Below are 18,442 nucleotides of genomic sequence, written 5' to 3'. Positions count from 1 at the left end.
CTTTTCCATTTAGGATTTTTTTCAGCACGTTTGATAAAAACACAACGGAAAAAACATCGGGAGAATGTATTTTTGTAATTCGCTGGCTTCCGGCTGGCGGGTTATCATTTTCATTAAGATGGCTATTTTGAAGTCCGAAGTTTTTGGTGCGGTGCGTTTTGTTTGCCTGACAGCCGTTTTTAGTTTTTTTGCACACTTTGTGTCGGCCCAGGTGCAGGTCACATTTCCTTCCGAACGTGCTATTTTCCAGCGTCAGAACGACGGGAAGGCGAATGTGCCGGTGACAGGCAGTTTTACGATTGAGGTAGACAAAATTGAAGCCCGTGCAGTGCCGGTCGCTGATGGGCAAGGTAAAGAAACTGGCTGGACTGTTTTGGAAAACCAACCGAAAGGCGGCGTTTTCAACGGATCGCTTCCGGTAATCGGCGGCTGGTACTCGCTGGAAGTACGTGGCTCGCTGGCGGGCAATGTGATCGGGACCGCTAAAATTGAGAGAATGGGCGTGGGTGAAGTGTTCATCATTTCCGGCCAGTCCAATGCCCAGGGAGTCGAGCTGCTCAAAGAATTTCCACTGCCGCCCGGCGCTTCCGACGACCGCGTTAACTACATCAATTACAACAACGAAATTAATAACAGCGCAGGCGATCCGCCCGCTGCCACATTCCAGCAATTAAAATTACAAGACAGCGAGCACGTGCTTGGGCCTAACGGAAATACGGCGTGGTGCTGGGGAATGCTGGGCGATATGCTGACGAAAAAGCTGAATGTTCCTGTACTTTTCATCAACACAGCCTGGTCGGGCACCTCGATATTGAACTGGGTGACGAGCAGCCAGGGACTGCCGACGACCAGCATTTATTCCGATAGCTACTACCTGCCCGATCAGATGCCTTACGGAAATCTCCGGATCGCGACGCAGCATTATGCCAGCCAGTATGGCGCCAGGGCCATTTTGTGGATGCTCGGCGAATCGGATAATTACCCGGTGCATTTGGGTTACGATCAGTTCAAATCCAGTCTTGAATTCGTGATCAAAAAACTGGGCGCTGATACCAATACCAAAATCCCCTGGATCGTTTCCCGCACTTCCCGCATTGCCAACGGATCGGGCGTGTCTACCACCAGCGCAGATATTGTTGCAGCACAAAATGCTGTCATTCAATCATTAAGTGATATTGTTTACCCGGGTCCCGAGACGGACGACCTGCCCGCTACGCGCGTTGACGGTACGCACTTTTACGGAAATGATGCCTTGAATGTCCTGGCCAGCGCCTGGAATAATGTGCTGACGGAGAATTTTTTGAAACAGGTCAATCCGCTCGGAGGCCAGCAGGTGCCGAAAGTGACGGTGAACTGCGATTCCGGCAACGGTTTACTGACATTGTCCTTACCTGAGCAGTACAGCCAGTACGACTGGTCGCTCGGCCAGGAGGGGAATCTCTCAGAGCAGTCGGGCCGGTCGTTGACGATCGCTTCGCCGGGAATTTATATTGCAAAAATGAAGGACCAGTATGGCAATACGGTGCGTTCGCAGCGGATTGAAGTTAAGGGTTCTATCAAGCCAGTCACACCAATTTTATTGCAAACCGGCTCGCGGCAAATATGCGCCGACTCTTCCCTGACATTGGGCATCGAGGCTGGAAGTGACAAGTATCGCTGGTACGCGCAGGGTGAAAATGACGCTGTGCAAACCGGTAGTTCCTTGAAGGTCAAGCATTCGGGCGAGTATTTTGTTAAAAGTGAAAATGTGCTGGGCTGCGTGTCTGATGAATCTGCGAGGACATCGGTGGTGGTTCAGCAAGAACTTTTGAAACCAGCGATCGAAAAGATCGGACCTTTTGACATTACCTTGATTCCCAGCGAAAGGATCGAAAGCGCGACTTACGTCTGGAAAAAAGACCAGCTGATCCTGAATGCGACGCAGGATACTTTGCAAACCGACCTCGCCGGAGTATATGCCGGAAGGTTAGCTCAGACATTTACACTAGAAGAAACCGTGCTGACATGCTACTCGCCCTATTCCGACGATATTGTGATCAGTAATGCAGAAGTTTCTGACCTGGTGGTTTTTCCAAATCCGGCCACTACCGGCAGTGAAATTTATGTGGAATCAAAGGATGAAATCGCCGAGGCGGAACTGACGGTTTATGATATTTTTGGAAGGGTTTTGATCACGCAAAAGCAAAATCTTGGAAAGCGTGTCCGCGTATCGCTGAGCCAGCTGGGTCAGGGGCAGTATATCATCAGGGTGAAAGGCCCGAAGGTGGATATCAGAAAACAAGTTGTCGTCAAATGAAGCATGTACTCGATAATCCGGCCTGGCATGCGCTGTCCTCTGCAAACCAACATTTAGGTGCTGCCAGCGAACATTCTGCTTATTTTTTGCCGGACGTTTCACCTTTCGTTGCGCTCGCTTCTGCCACGGAAGCACATTTGCTGGACTTGCATCAACGACTTCCTTATCATGACCGGGTTGCCATTTTGGTAACTACTGAAAACCCTGAAATTACCGCGCCGTGGAAGATGATTTCCAAAGTGGATGGTTTTCAAATGGTTTATGAAGGCCCCGAAAAACCACTTTTCGACGGGCCTGAGCCGCTGCAACTCACTGAGGCGCATATTCCTGAAATGCTGGCGCTGACTCAACTGACCAATCCGGGTCCTTTTCTTCCAAGAACCATCGACTTTGGACATTATGAGGGGATTTTTGAGAACGATAAGTTGATCGCGATGGCAGGCCAGCGGTTGCATCCGGAAGGTTTCGCGGAGATCAGCGCAGTCTGCACGCATCCCGAACATTTAGGAAAAGGCTATGCGCGCCGACTTTTGCTACGGCAGGTCAACCGCATCCAGGAGGCAGGAGAAACACCATTTCTTCACGCCAAAGCAGACAATGAGCGGGCAATCAAAATCTATGAATCGCTCGGTTTCAGGATCAGGACTGAAATGTTTTTCTACATTCTGATGAAGGCTTAAATCATTCAAATACCACTTTCTCGTCCGTACAGTATTTGCACGGCTTATTTTTAGGAAAACTGGCGGGATCCGCGTTTGGAATAAAAACATTCCGGTGATAAGCCAGCTGGTGATCGGCGCCGCAATGCACCTCTTCATTCAAAATTCTAAAAGAAGCCGGATCGGCATTTTCTAAAATCAAACCATTCCAGAAAACGTACTTTGCATCCAACGAATAGTAGGCATTCAGCACTTTGAACGTCGCAGGATCAGCTTCGTTAATTGTTTTCAGCTCGACGCCGTCGATTAAGAACACATTCGATTTGTCTTTTGAATAGCCGTGAGACAGGATTTGAAATGTATTTGCATCCGCGCCAGAAAGTCGGTTTGAGTTGGCTATAACTCCCTTGCTGTCTGTGTAATAAGAAAGTCCAGCCGATTTCCCAATCGGTTTGAAACGAACCGGATCTTTGGAAATAACATGGTCTCCCCAAAATACATGCCTGCTATCCCGGCTGACATTTTCGTCAACTATTTCAAAATGCGTTGGATCATCGGACAGCATCGACGATAGATAGAAAACATGCGCCTCGTCTTTGGAAAGATATCCTTTGATGCGCGAAAACGATTTCCCAATAGCACCCGGAATCGCTTTTCCATTATAGTAAGCCAGATTTTTGTCGCGGGCATAAGTCGCCAGAGGAAATGTTCCGTCCAGCTTTTCAAAACTAGCAGTATCTGCGCCTGAAATTTCCAGATAAGATGCATTACTGAATCCACCATAGTAGTGCCATTTTTCATCATAAAAATAGTAGCCCGCAGCAGCCGTAACACCCGGTTTTTTATCAGAACAGGAAAAGAAGATTTGAAAAATGGAGAGCAGACTCATCGTTGCGAAGCATTTTTTTGCAGTCATTTTTACTTATTTTGCTTTGCTTTAAAATGTTGAATACGCGGAACCCTACCCAAACCAATGATGGAGCGGTCACAACGGATTATGCACCGGTTGCATTTTTTTAAAGAGTAAACTGAATGTGAATTCTGTTTTTGAGAATATCATAGAAAACCACCCATATGTTTATCAAAAGCAGTATCACCTTAACCCTCTCACTTATCCTATTCTCCGGACTGCAAACCACTTCTTTTGCCCAAAATCCGGAGAAAGTCACCATTGAAGTAGACCTCGCGAAATCAAAAGGGCCGCTGAAACCGATTTGGGCGTGGTTTGGGTATGACGAGCCGAACTATACGTATATGAAGGATGGTAAAAAGCTGCTGTCTGAAATCTCGCAGATGAACAAGGTGCCGGTGTATGTGCGGGCGCATAGTTTGCTGGTGACAGGTGATGGGACGGCTGCATTAAAATGGGGTTCGACCAATGCTTATACCGAGGACGCAAATGGAAAACCAGTCTACGACTGGACGATTGTAGACAAAATTTTTGATACTTACATTGAACGCGGCATGCATCCGATTGCGCAGATCGGCTTTATGCCTGAGGCGCTATCGTCCAAACCGCAGCCTTACCGGCATTTCTGGAAGCCGGGCGATAATTACAATGACATTTATACGGGCTGGGCTTATCCGCCTAATGATTATAAAAAATGGGCGGAGCTGATTTTTCAGTGGGTTAAACATTCGGTGGCGCGGTATGGGCAAAAAGAAGTGGAAAGCTGGTACTGGGAACTTTGGAATGAGCCGAACATTGGTTACTGGAAAGGTACTGTGGAAGAGTACATTAAGCTGTACGACTACACCGCCGACGCCGTAAAGCGTGCCCTGCCGACTGCCAAAATGGGCGGCCCGGGAACGACCGGACCTTCGTGGGACAAAGCGCAGGCATTTTTGCAAACATTCCTGGAACACGTCACCAAAGGCAAAAACTACGTCACCGGCAAAACCGGCTCGCCGATCGACTTTATCACATTTCATGCGAAAGGTGCGCCGAAAGTGGTGGAGGGGCATGTACAAATGAATATGGGCACGCAGCTGCGCGACATTGATAAAGGTTTTGAAACCGTAGCGTCATTTCCAACATTGAAAAAGTTACCGATCATTATCGGCGAGTCGGACCCGGAAGGATGTGCGGCTTGCTCGGAAGATCTGCACCCGCAAAATGCTTATCGGAATGGTACGATGTATTCTAGTTACACAGCCGCATCCTTCGCGCGGAAATTCGATCTGGCTGAAAATCGGGGAGTTAACCTGCTTGGCGCAGTGACCTGGGCGTTTGAATTTGAAGACCAGGCGTGGTTTCGCGGCTTCCGGGACCTGGCGACAAATGGGGTGGATAAGCCGGTGCTGAATGTTTTCAGAATGTATGGAATGATGGAGGGAAACCGTGCCGAGGTGAAACAAAACCTGGCTTATGATTACAAAAAAGTTCGGGACGAAAGTGTACGGGGCGCAGCGGATATCAATGCACTGGCTTCCAAAAATGCCAGGTCCGCAGCAGTTATGGTCTGGAATTATCATGATGATAATGTGCCCAGCGGGGACGTCGAAGTAGAAGTTAAAATCGCCGGGCTACCGTCGCAGCGGATCCAAATGCAGCATTACCGCATTGATAATCAGAACAGTAATGCTTATGAAGCCTGGAAAAAAATGGGTTCACCAAAGGCCCCCACACCAGCGCAAATTGCCCAGCTTGAAAAAGCCGGGCAACTGCAATTATTGACTTCGCCGGAGTGGATCAACCCAAAAAATGGTTTGGCCAACATTCAAATGTCACTTCCTCGGCAGGGTGTTTCGTTGTTGAAATTCAGTTGGTAAGAAGTAACATTATTCACTTCGCAGCGAGGTCACCGGGTTTGTCAGCGCAGCTTTGATACTTTGAAAACTAACTGTGATTAAGGCGATTAGCAGCACAGCAACAAACGGCACCAGGAAAAGCCACCATTGAATGTCGGTGCGGAAAGCGTAGGTATCGAGCCACTGGCTTACGGCATACCAGGCGAGCGGCGTGGCGACTACGAAGGAGATCGCGACGAGGACGACAAACTCGCGGTACAACATTTCGACGATCGCGAAAACCGAAGAGCCGAGAACTTTGCGGATACCAATTTCCTTGGTGCGCTGGGCGGTGGTGAAAGATGCCAAACCGAATAAGCCGAGACAAGCAACCAGAATGGCGAGACCGGTAAAGATCCCGAAAACCTGCCCAAAACGCTGATCTGCTTTATATTGATCATTAAAATGCTGGTCGAGATACTCGTATTCGAACGGATTCCCCGGGAAAAACCGGTTCCATTCTTCGCGGATCGAAGCCACGGCGGCACTGGCCTGCCCGCCTGAAAGTTTGATGGAAAAGTAACCACGCAGATCTGGTATCAGCCTGATGATCAGCGGTTCATAAGCATCTCGTAGAGACTGCTGGTGAAAGTTATCTGTCACACCAACAATCGTAAAAACATCACCCCAGAAATCAATTTCTTTTCCAATCGCATCCGCCGGGTTCGGAAAGCCTAACTGCTGAATGGCCATTTTATTGAAAATCACTGCTTTGGGATCGGTGCCAAAATCTTTGGAAAAATTACGCCCGGCGATCAGTTTCAAGTCATAGGTTTTGAGAAAATCATAATCTGTACCAATAACCCGGTATTGTTTGCCCTGACTTTCATCGGTGCCTTTCAGCCTGATGCCACCCGCATTCCAGTCGGAAGCCGTGCCAGGTACTACGCTGGAAGCGGTCACGCCTTTAATATTGGATTTGCGCAGCAGTTCATCGCGGAAAGCCGATAGCTGGCGCATATAAGTGGAATCATCGGCGACAATCGGTGGGTTAACCACCAGGGTTTGCTCAATGTTCAGGCCCAGGCTTTGCGAGCGCATAAAGCGGATCTGCTGAAATACCGCCAGCGTTCCGACCAGTAAAAACAGCGAAGCTGCAAACTGAAAAACAACCAGCGATTTGCGGAGGACAATTCCCTGACGCGTGGCCATTACTTTGCCTTTTAAAACCAAAACCGGCTTGAAACCAGACAGCACGAACGCCGGGTACATGCCCGAAAAGAACGCCCCGACCACAAAAAGCCCAACCAGTGGCAACCAGAACATTTTGCTTTTTAACAAACCAAAGGACAGCTGCTGGCCCGAAATCTCATTGAATTTAGGCAGCGCCAGCGCAACAAGTATCAGTGCCAAAACAACTGCAAAAGCATTCAACAAAACGGATTCCGTCATAAACTGCCCTATGAGCTGGCTCCGCAAAGAGCCCACCGCCTTACGCACACCCACTTCCTTGGCGCGGTTAATTGCCCGCGCCGTAGCCAGGTTTACATAATTGACCCAGGCGATAACGACAATAAAAAACGCGATTCCAAGCAGCAGGTACACGGTTTTGCCATCTCCGTTGGCCTCGGCTTCCATCATCAGGTGAGAATATAAGTGAATGTCGCGCAGCGGTTGCAGCAGGTATATCGCCGCCGATCTGTATTTCTTATGCTCCGCGCCAGCCAATTTGTCGATTAGCGGGGGAAACTTGGCTTCCAAAGCTTTTGGATTGGTGCCGGGCCGTAGCTGGATATACGTCAGGCAGCCGTCCCACTGCCAGGCCTGATCCGGGTCGTCGGGTTTTACATCGGCTTTGAAAGTGGCGTAGGAAACAAATATCTCTGATTTCAGGTGTGAGTTGGCGGGCATATCTTTATATATCCCCGTGATTTTAAAAGGTTTGCGTTTGTTGGCTTTAACAGTTTTGCCGATTGGATTTTCGTTGCCAAAGAGCCTTTTCGCGACAGATTCCGAGACGACCATCGTGTTGGTTTCCTTCAAAGCCGTTTTCGGATCTCCGGCCACCAGCGGGAAAGAAAACATTGTGAACAGCGACGGGCTCGCAACATAGAACCGGCCGATTTTGATACTGCGGTCGCCATAATCGAGCAGACTGTTATTGCGGCCCAAAAGTTTGACGTAATCCTGCACTTCGGGAAAGGCGTCCTTGAAGGAATTCCCGACGGCATAGGCGCCGGCTGCCCACTGCGTACTCAGCTTGCCTTCGTTGTACCGGTCCTGCCGGACACGGTAAATGTTCGGCGCATTTTTGTGAAAGTTGTCGTAGCTGAGCTCGAAGGCAACATATTGGAGGATTAAAATACAAGCGGCCACGCCAAGAGCGAGGCCGACAATGTTGATGGCGGAAAATGCTTTGTTGCGAAGCATGTTCCGCCATGAGATTTTAAAGTAATTTTTGATCATGGCTAATTCAGGTATCTGAATCTGTAATTTCTAAAATTATACCAGGATCTTAATTCAATGTTATTGAGCTGATTAAGTACATTTTCATCAAAAAGAATGTCCGATTCTGAACATTAAAGATCAGCAGCGGACATTCTTTTTTATTAAATAAAATAGTTGAAAGCTTGAAAAATCAAGCCCTAATTTTTCGCAGCTTCCTTCACCGCGGCGATGGGATATTCGCCGTCCTGACCGACGATAACACCGGAAAGTTTGTCGCCTGCCTGCGCCAATGTGAAGGTAAGCGTCCCGCCCTGGAAATCCATTTTGAATGTCACTTTTCCCTGATCTACAACCAGATCCTTAAATTCCGTTTTCTCAGCTTCGCCAAGATAACCCGTCAATTTTCCATCTTTTTGTTCAAATGTCATGACGCCTGTCTCATACTCCGGCGGCACATTGGAAACGGTGTATTTCCACTTGCCAACGATTTCATCCGCAGCGAATGTTTTAAACGAGGTCAAAGAAAAAAGACAGATGGTCAGGATGGCTAATAGTAAATGCTTCGCTTTCATCATTTTACAAAAAATTAATAGTTTGCTTATAGTTTTGACACGCTTTGTGCGGTCAAATTTAGAAAAATTCGGGTGCGGCGCAATCCCGGCAATATTATATTTTCCGTAAGTTTTGTAATAGAATAAGCGGGTTAATCTTCCGGATCCTTTGGTACGTTCGTGCCAGCGCCCAACAGTTCGTCCACCGGCGCATAACCTGTTGGAAGCGAAATGTGATCTGCTTTCGCCCCGGCCCGGAGTAGTATCTCCACCGATTTGGGCGTCCGCCGGTCCATCCAATGTGAACCCGTGCAGGCGCGTATGGCCAGGTCCATCGGGGTAGCACCATTTGCATCCGGCGTTTCAATAGGCGAACCGCGAAAAATCAGCAGTTGGATCACTTCGGGATAAGCCAGCCAGGCGGCAATGTGGATAGCCAGACTACCTTTCGGGATTTCCCAGTAGTTGTCGCCGGCTTCAAAAGGCTCATCCACTTTTATGCCCATATCCAGCAGCATATTGACGCCCTGAGCATTACCGCAGGAAGTAAACCGTGCCAGCAGCTCGCCGCCCATCGCCAACAGGTTTTTTACGAGATAAGGCGCACCATTCGCAATCGCCTGCGCTTCTGGCACATCGCCGAACGCACACGCCTGGATCAATTTGTCCAGGCCTTTCAAAGTGTACGGAATGTTGCGTTTGTGCAATTCCGTCAGCACATCCGCCCGGCCGTGACGCACCGCTTTTGTCGCCGCCGTCATTCCGCCGACCGATACTTCCGGATTCGCGCCATGATCGAGTAGTAGCTTGAAAAATGCAATGTGGTTGACCCGCGCCAGTGCATGATGAAACGGTGAGGTGTCGTGCCAGATCAGATTGGGATCGGCACCTTGTTCGAGCAGCCACTTTGCGCCGTGGTAATCGTGCCAGTCGTGCTTGCGGATGAGCATCAGCGCCAGGTTTTCCGGCGTAACCTTTCCGGTTTCGACCAATGCCTTCATCGCACCATTTTCATCCGTCTCCGGCGAGTGGTACACGGCCTCTTCATCATTCGGATTGGCGCCAAATTCCAGTAGTAGCCTCGTCATCCCTTCATGGTGTGCAATGCCCGCCGCTCCATATAATGCAGTTTCAAATTCAGGATAAGTTCCTGTGCTCCAGAAATCTGAGTTCGGATCGGTGCCTCCTTCGAGAAAGAGCCGCGCAGTAGCCAGAAAATCATCGCTCCGCTCAGTATTGAGTCTAAAATATTTAGACATACAAAGATAAACCAGCGCATTTCCCCCAAACGGCGCAGCCGTATTCGTGTAATTCGTGCTATCTGTGGCCAAAAAATCATGAACCAATCCAACATTCCCTAAAATCGCCGCCGTAAAAACACTCATCCCCGCCAATTCCGGATTTTTCGCCAAAATAGCATCCGCCTCAGCAAGATCTCCATACCAGATCGCTGCACGGATAAAGGAGGCTTGGAGATCTTCGGGGTGCTGGGTGGCTTCGGACATGAATTTTTTGTTTTGACTAAAAAAGAAAATGCGAACGAAAATTTACCGCAAACACTGTCCAATAACGAACGTTCTCCGTCCCCAGTTGAACAAATGCATTCTATCAAAATAAACAAAAATCCACCTCGATTGCTCAGAAAGCCGATTTTCAAACCTTGGCACAAGTTTGTTCGATAAAATAGAAACAAATAGCAAAACGCATGCGGCGGACTTACCTGGGCGAGTTTGAAGAAGTGGTTTTATTGATGGTCGCGATCCTCGACGGGCAGGGCTACGGCGTCACGATCAGTCAGGCGCTGGAAGAACATACCGGCCGCAGCGTGACATTCGGGACGGTGCATAACACACTCATTCGCCTGGAAGAAAAGGGTTTCGTGAAATCCGAGCTAGGCGGCGCAAGTACCGACAGGGGCGGAAGGCGCAAACGCATGTTCAAAGTAACTGCCCTCGGCAGCCGGGCATTACAGGAAATCCAGCAGCTTCGCAAGGACCTCTGGCAAATGGTTCCACCTAATTCTTTGAAGTTGAGTGGGTTATGATGTGACTGAGCGCAGTGCAGTCGGGAAGTTATCTCGCGGTAAATACCCGCATTCCTTTGCCAAGTAATCGATTTCAATCTTCGACCTGCACCCAACAGAAAATAACAGCACGCGCCGCAACGTTTAACCCAGACGTTCAACCAACCCCGCGTTACTTTCTCCAATGCAAGCACTCAAAAGCCTCCTGATTTTAATTCTTCCAATCATTTTAGCCACTTCGTGCAGCAGCGACGGGATTGACGTTGATACGGTCAACATTGTTGACAGCACTGCGCTACCTTCTGATAAAACCGATTGGTGGAAGCCTCAGGTAGGGGTTTCTTTTGATTGGGATCTGGCAGATTTGGAGGATAAAGACCAGTTTGATGCCGATGTCGTGGATGTGGACGCTTTCACTACGACCAAGGAGCAGGTCGCGGCCCTGCACGCACAGGGTAAGAAGGTGATCGCGTATTTGTCTGTGGGGACGATTGAAAATGACCGGCCGGATGTGCATTTGTTGCCGAAAGCCGTCGTCGGGAAAGTGTATGATGAGTGGCCGGATGAAAAGTGGCTGGATATCAGGCGGATTGATCAGTTGAAACCCTGGCTGAATTCACGGTTTAATATGATCATTCAGAAGGGCTTCGATGCAATTGAACCGGATAATCTGGACAGTTACAGCAATGAAACCGGATTTCCGATCAGCGAAAGTGATACCCGGAAATATTGTGATTTTCTGATCACAATGGCGCATAAAAATGGCCTGGGTATCGGTCAGAAGAATGTGCCTGAGCTGGCGCCGGAGTTTAGCGCGAAGTTTGACTGGGCCCTGACCGAAGATGCTTTCGATCAGGGTTGGCAGCAGGATATGCAGGTTTTTATTACAAAGGATAAACCTGTTTTTGCCGTCGAATACACAGATATGATGTCGCAAAAAGCCTTTTCGACCAATGTTTGCCCGAAAGCCAAATCATTGAGATTTGACGCGATCATTAAAAAACGTGATCTGGATAAGTGGACCGGCCGGTGCCAATAATCACGCTTTCTGATCAGCCCCCTGCATCCAGACGACTTTTTGCGCCGAAGCATGTTCCTGGCCGATGATGTCCCTATATAACTCAGGCCGACGTGCTTGCAGATATCGGTGACCGCCAGCCAGTTCCAGTTTTTCAGGCGTTAATGTGGCGACGGCAATCGCATTGTCCAGCTCGCGGCATTCGGCGATAATGTCGCCAAACGGATCGAGGATCATCGAGCAACCGTTTTTCAGCTGATCATCATCCATGCCGATCGGGTTGGAAAAAATGGCGTAGACCGCATTGTCGTACGCCCTCGCCGGCAGCCACTTCATGAGCCAGGCGCGACCTTTCAAACTAGCAAATTCCTGGCGCAAAGATGTCGGGTCGGCCTGGCGGTTGTACCAAAGCTTCGGGTCGACGAAACCAGCTCCCGGGCGTGTCGACGGCGTGCACATCGTCACGTGCGGCATGAAAATGATGTCGGCGCCGAGGAGTTTGGTGGCGCGCACATTTTCGACAATGTTGTTGTCGTAGCAAATCAAAATGCCGCATTTCCAGCCAAAAAGATCAAAAACCACATATTCATCACCGGGCGTTAAATGCGGATTGATAAAAGGATGCAGTTTTCTGTACTTCGCAATCAGGCCATTTCCATCGACGCAGACGTAACCTTTATACATTTTGTCGTCTTCATCTTTTTCAAAAAGTCCGGCCAGGACCACGATGTTGCAATCCCGCGCAATATTGATCAACTTTTGAACGCTGGGACCATCGGGAATCGTTTCCGAAATTTCCAGCATTTGTTCCCGCGAGAGGTTCCGCGCGAAACTGTAACCGGTAACCGAACATTCATGGAAAGCAATCACCTGCGCGCCTTTTGCAGCTGCTTCCTTCGAAAGCTGGCGGATCATTTCAAGGTTAAATTCTTTGTCACCGCTGCGGTTTTCAAATTGTGCGGTCGCTATTTTGAGAGGTTTCATGACTGAATTTTTTTGGTAGCGCCTCAAAATTAGGTCTTGAAGCTTTACCAAAATTGTACAAACCCGTCACGAATTCATTTTCAGGCAGGTATCTGAAAAAAATTGGCCGCCAGCATTTTCTGACCGAGATATTGACGCGGCGTAATGCCCGAAAGCTGCTTCATTTCCCGGATCAAATGCGCGTGATCGTAAAATCCACATTCAAAAACCGGATCTACAATGTGCGCTCCTGGCGAGGTTTTGCGGAGTAATTTCAAAAACTTTTGCATACGAATCACGCCCGAATACCGCTTCGGTGAAAGTCCGATCTGCGCGTCAAAAATCCGCTGCAATGTTCTTTCACCGACTTGTAACTCGTTCATTAACTGCGAGACAGGTAAATTTCCATGATGCTGGTGAATCAATTGAACAGCCCGGCCAGCCACTGATTTTTCGATATAGGTATTTTGAACTTGCTGTATTAGAAAATGCTCAACCACTGCACATTTCTCTGCAACATGATCGGCTGCAAAAATTTTCTCAGGAATGTTTTCTGCATCATTCCCGAAGAAATATTTCAAATCAAGCAGCTGATTTTTTAGTTCGGAAGCAGGTATACTCAGTATGGCTGAAAGACTTTGAGAATGCAGTACCACAGCCAGTAAACGTACTTTTCCAGTCGATAAAACATGCTGGTACTGGTCGAGCTGGCCGTATAGAAAACTTTGGGGAAGCAGTGATTTTTCACCGTTAAGTGGATTTTCGTGCAGGAGCGGGTCGCCGTAGTTGAAGACGATGCCGGTATTTCCGTCCGAAAAAATGCGTAGTCTTTGCGTTAAATCGGTTTCAATGATCAGGAAATGTCTGACCAGATTGGTGAGAGAAGGCGACGGGACGATTTGCATATCTCTGATTTCGAAACGAATGCACCGTTTTTTGCAAAGATAAAAAATCCTTTTTCGCAGCGAATCTGAATTTTAATGTGGCCGCAGGTATGGCGACAATTCCAGCACGTCAATTTTCAGCATCCTGCTTTTAAATAAATCTGCTTTGTATTTAAAAATAAAATTCCGAAGTGACATGCCGGTTTTATTCATAATGCACAGATTAGCAGCTTCTTCCGAAATGTTAAAGCGCATCAGCAGCTCAGGTATGCGGATACTTTTGTTCTGGTGAAGCTCCTGGCGGAGGTACTCGATCATGCCGTCGGCCACGGTTTGCTGGGAAGCTTTTTCGTCGATTTTCTTACTGGCAAAATTGTTACGCGCCAAAATCGTCACAAACAAATCGACGCTTCCCTGGATCAATTTCACATGTGAAACCGACCGCTGGATCACTTCAAATGACATTTGACTGATCAGATAATTGATCATTTGTTCATCGTGCTCATTTTGAAGCGCCTTGCCCTGGATCAGTCGGGGCGCATTGCAAAGATTTTCGGCCTGCTTATAGGTATCCGCAAAATCAGGCGTATAAGCTTTTTTTCTTTGAAAATCTTCTGCGAGATAAGTGTCAAAAGCGATCATAAAAACCTCTGTCTCCCTGTCCTCCTGAAAAATGACCCGCTGCCCGGGTTTCAGGAAAATAATCCCGTGCCGCGCATAATTTCTGATCTGATCGGCCAGGATAAAATTTCCTTCCCCGGACATGACAAAAATGATCCTGTAATGTTCGAGATGTTCCGGTTTGGTCTCCCAATTCCTGGTTTTGGCTTGCAGCAGATGAAATTTCTTGCGGGCATTAAACTGGATTGTTGACATAGTGACATGGATTTCTTCACTACCAATTTTAAAAATCAACCCGTCAATCGAAATTTTAAATAGCGGAAGGCCGAATTTCCGAGTCGGAAAGGCCTTTTTCTAGGGTGGAAGTAAAAGCCAGGTTACTTGCCTAGCCAGTTTTTGAATTCGGTGATGCGGTCGGAGCTGACGAAAACATCCTGTGACATAGCTGGATTCAGGTCAATTTTAAGCTTCCCGGCCGAAATGGCGTGAATGTCGCGGATCGCATTCATAGAAATCAAAAGGGTACGGTTGACGCGGAAGAAGTCGGCGGGGTCGAGTAGCTGCGTGAGTTTTTCGAGACTGTATTCCACAGCAAAATGTCGCCCGTCGAACAAGCGGAGAAATGTAGCCCTTTCCTCGATCGTGAAATAACTGATCTCTGAGGTTTTGAAACTGAAAATCCGGGAGCCGGCCGTCGCCAGAAAACGGTCTTTATACTTGTTCGCTGGTGCTAATGCAGGCAAGATTTCAGCGAGTGTCGTCTCGCTAAGTGTCTGCTGCTGAGGTTGCAATCTTTTGAATTTTGATATAGATGCCTGTAATTCGAGCGGGTTGATGGGTTTCAGGAGATAATCGATGCTGTGTGCCTTGAATGCCCTCTGCATATAATCGTCGAAAGCAGTCGTGAAAATGATCGGAATCAGCAAATCCAGGCTTTCAATGATCTTGAAACCGTTATCGTCTTCCAGGTGAATGTCGAGGAAAATGAGGTCTGGCTGAATATTCGCTGGGTTTTGCAGGTAGGCAATCGCTTCAAATGCCGAAGGAATGCTCGCCAGGACGCAGATGGTCGGATCGATGCCCAGGATCAGGTTTTGCAGCCGCTCGGCACTTAATTCCTCGTCTTCAACGATCAGCACATTCATGGTATCAATGGAATTTTTACAATAAAAAAGCCGCCCGTTTTATCAATCACCACCTGTTTGTCGAGCAGCAGCTTGTAGCGGTTTATAATGTTTTTCAAACCCAGCCCCGTCGTCGGCTCGTCCAATTTCCTCAATTGCAGCGGGTTACTCACTACCAGCATACCCTCAATAATTGAAATACTGACTGCGAGCGGATTGTTGACCGACATGGTATTATGCTTTACCGCATTTTCGATCAAAAGTTGCAAAGTGAGCGGAATCACCGAGTAACGTTCGAGATCTTCCGGCGTCAATTGCACGGCAATTTCTACCTTATCCTTAAATCTCGTTCGCAGCAAATACGTGTAAGTTTCCAGAAATTTGATCTCCTCTTTTAAACTAATCCGGTGAAGTTCAGCCTGTTCTAGAATGTACCGGTAAGCCAGTGAAAGCTGCTGGATAAACTCGCTGGATTTCTCCGGCCGCGACTCGACGAGTGAAGAAAGCACACTGAGGTTGTTGAACAAAAAATGGGGGCTGATCTGGTTTTTTAATGCTAAGAACCGGGCGCTCATATTTTCCTTTTCCAGCTTTTCAGAGTCGAGGAGCAGCTTTTTCAGCTTTTCCTGCACCTGGTTGTTGACGCAGAGATAGTAAGCCGCAATCAAAGCAAGGATGGTCAATGCTTCATTGGCACGTTTCCAGATGAGCCAGATTGCGGGACGCGGGGAAGGTAGGTGGCTTCTGGGCGGTAAATGACTCCAAAAATGGTCCATCATGCGCCAGGTGTAGCTCAATATCATGTTAAATAAAATGGCCATCAGGATGGCTGGCACCAGGGTAATAAGCTGGTTGGAAAGCTTGAATTCGAGCGAGTTTTCAGTATGGGTCAACTTGGCCAGTTTCTGTAAACCCCAGTCAACCAGATAGATCCAGCTTGTGTAGAAGATCGTGCTGATAACGATTTCCATACAAAAGAGCGGGAATTTCTTAAATGTAATCTCCCAGATATGCTCCGGAACATTAATGTAAGTCCGCAAAGGAATATAAATGAGCGCCAGGGCAAAACCAAGCAACCATTTCTGACCAAAAATATAAGGTCGCATTGGGATTGGGTGTCTTTTTTTCAAATGTAAAGATATTCCTGGTTTTCAGAAGGACGCGTCCCGCACAGCCTCTCACCCGTGGGAACTTTCTCAGCCCAAACTCATCTTTCCCTACTATCAATCGATCACTGAAAAAATCATGGAATTAGGAATAAGTATGTTTGGGGATTTGGGGTTTGATGCGGCTACAAAATCGTTTCAATCGTCGCAGCAGCGTTTGCAGGATATGCTGGAAGAAATCAAGCTGGCAGATGAAGTTGGGTTGGACGTGTTTGGGATCGGCGAACATCACCGGCCCGATTTCGCGGTTTCAAGTCCGGAAATAATTCTTGCTGCGGCCGCCTCGGTTACCAGAAGAATCAAGCTGACCAGCTCCGTAACGGTACTGAGTTCCAATGATCCGGTGCGGGTATACCAGAATTTTTCGACTGTGGACCTGCTTTCAAATGGTCGCGCCGAAATCACCGTGGGCCGCGGCAGCTTTATTGAATCCTTCCCGCTTTTCGGGTACGATTTGAACGATTATAATGGTTTGTTTTCCGAAAAACTGGACTTGCTGAAACAAATCAACGAAACAGAAACGATCAGCTGGAAAGGAAAATACCGCGCTGCTTTGGACAAACAGGAGGTTTTGCCCCGCCCCGCCAGTGGTAAGCTGGATATCTGGATCGCCGTCGGAGGGACACCAGCGTCGGTAGTACGTGCGGCGAAACTGGGCTTTCCGCTGATCATTGCCATCATCGGCGGCAGACCGTCACAGTTCCAGCCGTTTTTTGAATTATACAAAACAGAATACCTCAACGCAGGCCACGATCCAGCCAAAATGCAGCTGGCGACGCACTCACATGGCTTGGTAGGGGAGGACAGCCGCGCACTGGCCGATAAATATTTCCCGAATTACGCTTCTCAAATGGATCGTGTCGGTCGTAGCCGCGGCTGGGCGCCCTACACGCGCGGACAATTCGAAGGTGGCCGCAGCAGCGACGGAGCGTTATTCGTCGGCGACCCGTCGGAAGTGACGGAGAAAATCCTGCAAAATCAGGAAATGTTCGGCCTCACCCGCTTCCTGCTGCATTGCGACGTGGGTGCTCCGACGCATGCTGATTTGATGAAATCTATCGAGCTTTTTGGTGATAAAGTGGCTCCGGCAGTGCGGAAAGCATTGCATAAGTGATTAATGCTGAGGGAAGCGCATAACAAAATGCGTTTTCCTCACATCGAAAAAGAAATCCCCGAATGTATCGCCTTCTCGTACTTCTGCTTATCAAACCGATATAAAAACGGCGACTTATTGGCCACCCCGACACGCTTTTCGTCCAACTTTTCGAGAATGTCGTAGCTCATCAATAACTTCTGAAAATTCCTTCGATCAAATTGTTTGTCCAAAATCGTTTCGTATAGCTTTTGGAGTTCCGGCATGGTAAACTTTTCGGGAAGCAAATCGTAACCTATCGGCTGGTTGCGTATCTGCTGGCGCAAAGCCTGTAATGCACTGGTGATCATATCATTGTGATCGAAAAGTAAGTTTGGGACGTCGGCGATGTTCCACCAGCGGCATTCGTCGGTGAACCAGTCGGGCGTGGCCTGTACCAAAGCGAATTCAACCAGCGCAAAATAGCCGACAGATACTACCCGGTTGTGCAGCAGTTCGTCAAATATTCCTTTACCAAAAAATCCCTCCAATCGCTCCAAAAGCTCCATTTCGGTGAAATGCGTGTTCCGGTTGGTATCTCCGAATGTGTAATATTGGTGCAGAAAAATCTCCGTCAGGCCTGTCCGCTCCTGCAAGATCCGCACCGCCGCAGCATTGAGTGATTCTTCCTTGAAAATCCGTCCGCCAGGCAGGCTCCAACCATCCGTTTCTTTCCAGCGCAACAGCAGCACTTTTAGTTCTCCGGCGTGAAAGCCGAAGATTACGCAGTCAATCGATACTTCGGCGAGGGTTTTGGCAAAATAAGCTTTTAAATCCTGATCCATTTATCACTAAGCGTTGTCAAAAAATATCAATGCGTAAATTTT

General features: G+C 48.2%; 16 protein-coding genes. 6 read left to right on the top strand and 10 right to left on the bottom strand.

Going from position 1 to position 18,442, the window contains the following annotated elements; genetic code table 11:
- Positions 1-64: 64 nt before the first annotated feature.
- Together FEN17_RS09785 and FEN17_RS09780 are read left to right on the top strand one after the other, a co-directional pair.
- Positions 65-2,296, top strand: coding sequence for a T9SS type A sorting domain-containing protein (locus FEN17_RS09785; RefSeq protein WP_138365070.1), 2,232 nt, complete (start codon positions 65-67; stop codon positions 2,294-2,296).
- A complete protein-coding gene (locus FEN17_RS09780) occupies positions 2,293-2,976 on the top strand; it encodes a GNAT family N-acetyltransferase (RefSeq protein WP_138365069.1) in 684 nt (227 codons plus the stop codon). The genes FEN17_RS09785 and FEN17_RS09780 overlap by 4 nt, the downstream gene beginning before the upstream one ends.
- Position 2,977: 1 nt before the next feature.
- Here the strand turns inward: FEN17_RS09780 and FEN17_RS09775 are convergent, their stop codons facing one another.
- Entirely contained in the window at positions 2,978-3,871 is an 894-nt protein-coding gene (locus tag FEN17_RS09775) for a DKNYY domain-containing protein (RefSeq protein WP_138365068.1), read from the bottom strand.
- Positions 3,872-4,029: 158 nt separating this feature from the next.
- Between FEN17_RS09775 and FEN17_RS09770 the strand changes: the two genes are divergently transcribed.
- On the top strand, positions 4,030-5,727 hold the full coding sequence (locus tag FEN17_RS09770) for a GH39 family glycosyl hydrolase (RefSeq protein WP_138365067.1): 1,698 nt from the start codon (positions 4,030-4,032) through the stop codon (positions 5,725-5,727).
- 9 nt (positions 5,728-5,736) lie between these two features.
- Here FEN17_RS09770 and FEN17_RS09765 read toward each other — a convergent pair whose 3' ends face one another.
- The 3 genes from FEN17_RS09765 to FEN17_RS09755 all read right to left on the bottom strand — a co-directional run bounded on the left by FEN17_RS09765 (position 5,737) and on the right by FEN17_RS09755 (position 10,189).
- On the bottom strand, positions 5,737-8,151 hold the full coding sequence (locus FEN17_RS09765; RefSeq protein WP_138365066.1) for an ABC transporter permease: 2,415 nt from the start codon (positions 8,149-8,151) through the stop codon (positions 5,737-5,739).
- A 179-nt stretch (positions 8,152-8,330) separates the two neighbouring features.
- Positions 8,331-8,708, bottom strand: a complete 378-nt coding sequence (locus FEN17_RS09760) for a DUF2147 domain-containing protein (protein WP_229208752.1) — start codon at positions 8,706-8,708, stop codon at positions 8,331-8,333.
- A gap of 128 nt (positions 8,709-8,836) precedes the next feature.
- Positions 8,837-10,189, bottom strand: coding sequence for an ankyrin repeat domain-containing protein (locus tag FEN17_RS09755; RefSeq protein WP_138365065.1), 1,353 nt, complete (start codon positions 10,187-10,189; stop codon positions 8,837-8,839).
- 200 nt (positions 10,190-10,389) lie between these two features.
- Between FEN17_RS09755 and FEN17_RS09750 the strand changes: the two genes are divergently transcribed.
- Together FEN17_RS09750 and FEN17_RS09745 are read left to right on the top strand one after the other, a co-directional pair.
- Entirely contained in the window at positions 10,390-10,728 is a 339-nt protein-coding gene (locus tag FEN17_RS09750) for a PadR family transcriptional regulator (RefSeq protein WP_138365064.1), read from the top strand.
- A gap of 163 nt (positions 10,729-10,891) precedes the next feature.
- Positions 10,892-11,746, top strand: coding sequence for an endo alpha-1,4 polygalactosaminidase (locus FEN17_RS09745; protein WP_138365063.1), 855 nt, complete (start codon positions 10,892-10,894; stop codon positions 11,744-11,746).
- Here the strand turns inward: FEN17_RS09745 and FEN17_RS09740 are convergent, their stop codons facing one another.
- The 5 genes from FEN17_RS09740 to FEN17_RS09720 form a co-directional block, all read right to left on the bottom strand.
- A complete protein-coding gene (locus tag FEN17_RS09740) occupies positions 11,747-12,709 on the bottom strand; it encodes a nitrilase family protein (RefSeq protein ID WP_138365062.1) in 963 nt (320 codons plus the stop codon).
- Positions 12,710-12,789: 80 nt separating this feature from the next.
- Complete coding sequence (locus FEN17_RS09735) at positions 12,790-13,593, bottom strand: helix-turn-helix domain-containing protein (RefSeq protein ID WP_138365061.1); 804 nt, start codon at positions 13,591-13,593, stop codon at positions 12,790-12,792.
- Positions 13,594-13,665: 72 nt separating this feature from the next.
- Positions 13,666-14,448, bottom strand: coding sequence for an AraC family ligand binding domain-containing protein (locus FEN17_RS09730; protein WP_138365060.1), 783 nt, complete (start codon positions 14,446-14,448; stop codon positions 13,666-13,668).
- Between the two features lie 122 nt (positions 14,449-14,570).
- A complete protein-coding gene (locus FEN17_RS09725) occupies positions 14,571-15,338 on the bottom strand; it encodes a LytR/AlgR family response regulator transcription factor (RefSeq protein ID WP_138365059.1) in 768 nt (255 codons plus the stop codon).
- Positions 15,335-16,423 carry a sensor histidine kinase gene (locus FEN17_RS09720; protein WP_138365058.1) on the bottom strand — a complete coding sequence of 363 codons (1,089 nt, stop codon included), beginning with the start codon at positions 16,421-16,423 and terminating at the stop codon, positions 15,335-15,337. The genes FEN17_RS09725 and FEN17_RS09720 overlap by 4 nt, the downstream gene beginning before the upstream one ends.
- A 139-nt stretch (positions 16,424-16,562) precedes the next feature.
- Between FEN17_RS09720 and FEN17_RS09715 the strand changes: the two genes are divergently transcribed.
- Positions 16,563-17,597 carry an LLM class flavin-dependent oxidoreductase gene (locus tag FEN17_RS09715; protein ID WP_138365057.1) on the top strand — a complete coding sequence of 345 codons (1,035 nt, stop codon included), beginning with the start codon at positions 16,563-16,565 and terminating at the stop codon, positions 17,595-17,597.
- Positions 17,598-17,635: 38 nt separating this feature from the next.
- On the opposite strand, the gene FEN17_RS09710 is transcribed toward FEN17_RS09715, so the two are convergent.
- Positions 17,636-18,400, bottom strand: coding sequence for an NUDIX hydrolase (locus tag FEN17_RS09710; protein ID WP_138365056.1), 765 nt, complete (start codon positions 18,398-18,400; stop codon positions 17,636-17,638).
- Between the last annotated feature and the right edge of the window lie 42 nt (positions 18,401-18,442).

This window comes from Dyadobacter luticola (assembly GCF_005860805.1).
Classification (GTDB): domain Bacteria; phylum Bacteroidota; class Bacteroidia; order Cytophagales; family Spirosomataceae; genus Dyadobacter; species Dyadobacter luticola.
This window is presented reverse-complemented; position numbering and strand designations above follow the sequence as displayed.

Excerpts from the sequence above, each read along its gene's own strand:
- FEN17_RS09785 (WP_138365070.1), top strand. The coding sequence starts at position 65 with ATGTATTTTTGTAATTCGCTGGCTTCCGGCTGGCGGGTTATCATTTTC.
- FEN17_RS09780 (WP_138365069.1), top strand. The coding sequence starts at position 2,293 with ATGAAGCATGTACTCGATAATCCGGCCTGGCATGCGCTGTCCTCTGCA.
- FEN17_RS09775 (WP_138365068.1), bottom strand. The coding sequence starts at position 3,871 with ATGACTGCAAAAAAATGCTTCGCAACGATGAGTCTGCTCTCCATTTTT.
- FEN17_RS09770 (WP_138365067.1), top strand. The coding sequence starts at position 4,030 with ATGTTTATCAAAAGCAGTATCACCTTAACCCTCTCACTTATCCTATTC.
- FEN17_RS09765 (WP_138365066.1), bottom strand. The coding sequence starts at position 8,151 with ATGATCAAAAATTACTTTAAAATCTCATGGCGGAACATGCTTCGCAAC.
- FEN17_RS09760 (WP_229208752.1), bottom strand. The coding sequence starts at position 8,708 with ATGATGAAAGCGAAGCATTTACTATTAGCCATCCTGACCATCTGTCTT.
- FEN17_RS09755 (WP_138365065.1), bottom strand. The coding sequence starts at position 10,189 with ATGTCCGAAGCCACCCAGCACCCCGAAGATCTCCAAGCCTCCTTTATC.
- FEN17_RS09750 (WP_138365064.1), top strand. The coding sequence starts at position 10,390 with ATGCGGCGGACTTACCTGGGCGAGTTTGAAGAAGTGGTTTTATTGATG.
- FEN17_RS09745 (WP_138365063.1), top strand. The coding sequence starts at position 10,892 with ATGCAAGCACTCAAAAGCCTCCTGATTTTAATTCTTCCAATCATTTTA.
- FEN17_RS09740 (WP_138365062.1), bottom strand. The coding sequence starts at position 12,709 with ATGAAACCTCTCAAAATAGCGACCGCACAATTTGAAAACCGCAGCGGT.
- FEN17_RS09735 (WP_138365061.1), bottom strand. The coding sequence starts at position 13,593 with ATGCAAATCGTCCCGTCGCCTTCTCTCACCAATCTGGTCAGACATTTC.
- FEN17_RS09730 (WP_138365060.1), bottom strand. The coding sequence starts at position 14,448 with ATGTCAACAATCCAGTTTAATGCCCGCAAGAAATTTCATCTGCTGCAA.
- FEN17_RS09725 (WP_138365059.1), bottom strand. The coding sequence starts at position 15,338 with ATGAATGTGCTGATCGTTGAAGACGAGGAATTAAGTGCCGAGCGGCTG.
- FEN17_RS09720 (WP_138365058.1), bottom strand. The coding sequence starts at position 16,423 with ATGCGACCTTATATTTTTGGTCAGAAATGGTTGCTTGGTTTTGCCCTG.
- FEN17_RS09715 (WP_138365057.1), top strand. The coding sequence starts at position 16,563 with ATGGAATTAGGAATAAGTATGTTTGGGGATTTGGGGTTTGATGCGGCT.
- FEN17_RS09710 (WP_138365056.1), bottom strand. The coding sequence starts at position 18,400 with ATGGATCAGGATTTAAAAGCTTATTTTGCCAAAACCCTCGCCGAAGTA.